Origin of the sequence: Plectonema cf. radiosum LEGE 06105 (genome assembly GCF_015207665.1) — a bacterium.
Lineage (GTDB): Bacteria > Cyanobacteriota > Cyanobacteriia > Cyanobacteriales > Nostocaceae > Rivularia > Rivularia radiosa_A.
On the sequence record NZ_JADEWL010000276.1, the window covers coordinates 1 to 3,313 of the forward strand.

Below are 3,313 nucleotides of genomic sequence, written 5' to 3' on the forward strand. Positions count from 1 at the left end.
CACTCTGGTAACTTATACTGTCCAACAATCCGCTTGGCAAACTCCGGAACGTGTTTATCTAACTTCTCTGGATAATTGCGTTTTGTATATAAATAATTACGGGTAAAGTGAGAATCTATAGAAAATCTGGCATATTCCAAACCTTTGGGACCAATCTTTTCGATTACTACACCCATTAATTTGGCTGCCCACATCGGAAGTGTCACGCCTTGATCGTAAGCGGGAATACTTTGCTGTACTGCGGCTTGGCGATTTCCTTGGGACATCACGGCTTGGGTATCTATCTGGTCTTTGACTACATCCAACATTTCCTGACCACGCTCGTTTCTGACCACAATCCATTGCCAGCCGAAAGGTGCGCCCATATACCCAACAACAATATCTGCTAGGGAATTTACGTAGTCAAAACAACTCATACAAGAAGGAGCAAATACATCTTTGAGTTTATTTGTTTTTAAACCAAAGAAAGGTACGGTTTCCGTTGAACCATCTTCATGTTTGAAGTGAACCCGGAAATCTTGCATAAATTCGTAATGCACTACTGTATCAGGGGATTTACTCGTAGTTTCCAGAAATTTTTGCAATCCAGCACGGGTAACATTATCAACGCAAGGGGTACCCAATACATAAAGCTTTTCCAAACCAAGTTGTTTTTCTACAGCACGTAACGCTTGAATTTGACAACCAACACCAATTACCAACAAGCGTTTCATCCCAGATTTTTCAACCTGCTCTAATACAGAAAGATTCGGTGATAATGTTGGTTTATTGACTCTTGCTGCCAGTATTTCTTCGGGAGTACGAGCGATAACCGGCATTGGTTGAAAACGGTCTTCTTTGGTATTTTGTACACAAACCACACCTTCGACAATACCGCGATTGAGCATTTCAATGGCAATAGAACTAACAATCCCCGTCCATTGTGCGCCGGGAATCGGTTCTTTTTTCCGCGCTGTCATCATCTCTTGCTGTACCCCAAAATAAAGTTCATCGGGGTTGTCAAGATTGCGCGATCGCGAATGACTTTGTTGTTCGAGTTCTGCTATTTGTTGATTAAGAAAAGCACAAGCTTCTTTGACATAGTGAACATAATATGTATCGCACAGTCCGCACTCGCTACAGAGTTCTTTAGCAGGGCGAGGGCTACTGGGTTTGAGGGCTTTGGCTTTTTTGTGAGGAAGCGTAGAAGTCATTCGATTTTAGATTTTAGATTTTGGATTTTAAATTTTGGATTAAGCCGAAGGACGGTAGTCGTTACAAGCGGGGAAAGCCTTCCAACGCGCTGCCTGATAAATTCAGGGGCTTGGAAATACTGGTTTAATTCTGCGGATAAATCCAGGGGCTTGTACCACTATGGAACTATCAGTCGTTTGAAGAATAAGATATCCCAAAGCGAGGCTTCAAACAAACTTTGATCGTAGATTGTAATATTTTCCTAGACAGAAACAAGTTTATTTGCTGAGTGGTAGTGGGAGCGTCTCGCTCCCTGGTAGCCGAAGTGGGAGCTTTCCCCTATGTGCTTACTGATTCCTACGTACTCCTATGGTCTAACATTCCGCCTGGTAGCCGAAGTGCGAGCTTTCCCCTATGTCCTTACGGAGACGCTTAACCGTAGATAAATATTTTGGTTAAAGTTAAAACAGTTTCAAAAATTTTAGGACTTTACAGAGACGATGGAACTGTGGTGGATTGGTGGAATTATTTTTGGCGGTATTGTCGCTATCTTCTTAATCTTTTATTTTCGAGGAACTTTTCGTCAGCGTATTGCCTATAGATTTACAAATGTTCCCCAACCCCAAGATAAACGTTTTGCTCTGGCTTTAGCAAGCCTTTCTAATTCAGTTCCAACTACTGGTAATTGTACGGATTTTTGGGTTGAAGCTGCGTCGATTTTTACTGCTCGCCAACAAGCTATCAATAACGCTGAATATAGCATTCATTTTGAAACATTTATTATGACCCCAGGCAGACGAGCCAACGAATTTGCTGCTGCGATCGCCGAACGTGCTGCGGCTGGAGTTGAGGTAAAATTGATAGTTGACCATTACGGTACAAAAGGACTACCCAAAAAATATTGGCGGCGTTTACAAGCTGCGGGTGTTGATATCAAGTTTTTTAATTCTTTTAATCCCAGAGCGCCCATTGATTATCTTGCTCGCACTCATCGCAAGTTATTAATTATAGATGGAAAGACTGCGTTGATTGGTGGTGCCGGAATTTCAGACTTTTGGGATGGGCAAGATGATATTAATAATAGCGGAGCTTGGTATGACTTTGAAATGCGTTTTGAAGGTGCTGTGGTTGCTGTACTAGAAGGTATGTTTATGCAACATTGGGCATATCTGCAAGGCATCGCTGATTTAGACACAAGAATTTTTAATCCACAACCGGCGAATCACCCAGAAATTTTGGTAACAGCAGGAGATGATCCTTCCTATCGCGCTTCTTCAATCAAGGCTCTTTTCCAAACTAGTATCTACGCAGCAAGCAAAAGATTATGGATTTCTAGCCCCTATTTTGTACCTGATGATAATTTAAAACAAGCTTTAATTGCAGCAAAAAAAAGAGGAGTTGAAGTACGTATTTTAACTAATGGTTCTAAGTCAGATAAAAAATTTGTATACTACGCAGCTTGCGAACAATATCGACCTTTTTTAAATGCAGGTATTGAAATTAACGAATATCAGCCTAGTATGTTGCACGCCAAAGCTTTACTTGTTGATGATTGCTGGATAAGTACGGGAAGCGCTAATTTTGATTCCCGCAGCTTCTTTCATAATGATGAGCTTGATGTTTCCACATCTCAACCAGAATTAGTCAAAAATATTGAGGATCTATTTCTATTAGGATTTTCTCGATGCAAACAAATGAATATAGCTAGATTGCACAAACGTCCAATTTGGCAGCGGTTAATAGGTCGTGCTGTTTTATTCTTTCAGTCACAACTTTAATTTATGATTAATTTATTATTTATATAAGTGGGTATGCAAAATTATTTGTGTCCGAAGCGTTCGCGTAAGCGTGCGCGAAGCGCTTACGACAGCGTTCGCGGAGCGTGTCCGAAGGACTCAGCAATCTCAGAGTCTTGCGATGAACCGCACCCTTCGGGTGAATGCTTCGTTTCACTCCGTTCAACTCGCAATGACAAATGTACAATTAATTTTGCCTAAGTACTTATCGATAATTTTGACATCCTCCCACCGCTAATCAGGAGTACCTGATATAGCGGGGGATTCCCTCATATCACTATGAAGGGCTTTCTCTTTCTACGAGTTGACTTGCTTTTATGAGTCTCCTCACTCAAGTATTGGTC

The 3,313-nt window shown here is 41.3% G+C and carries 2 protein-coding genes; one reads left to right on the top strand and one right to left on the bottom strand.

Features of this window, described 5'->3' with window-relative positions; all coding sequences use genetic code 11:
• Window positions 1-1,193: Coenzyme F420 hydrogenase/dehydrogenase, beta subunit C-terminal domain (locus IQ247_RS31860; RefSeq protein WP_193926192.1), on the bottom strand; the 1,193-nt coding region annotated here is incomplete at its 3' end.
• 480 nt (window positions 1,194-1,673) lie between these two features.
• Here IQ247_RS31860 and IQ247_RS31865 point away from each other — a divergent pair.
• Complete coding sequence (locus tag IQ247_RS31865; protein ID WP_193926193.1) at window positions 1,674-2,951, top strand: phospholipase D-like domain-containing protein; 1,278 nt, start codon at window positions 1,674-1,676, stop codon at window positions 2,949-2,951.
• Window positions 2,952-3,313: the final 362 nt, after the last annotated feature.

Bases quoted from the DNA above. Each gene is read 5' to 3' on its own strand.
- IQ247_RS31865 (WP_193926193.1), top strand. From the start codon at position 1,674: ATGGAACTGTGGTGGATTGGTGGAATTATTTTTGGCGGTATTGTCGCT.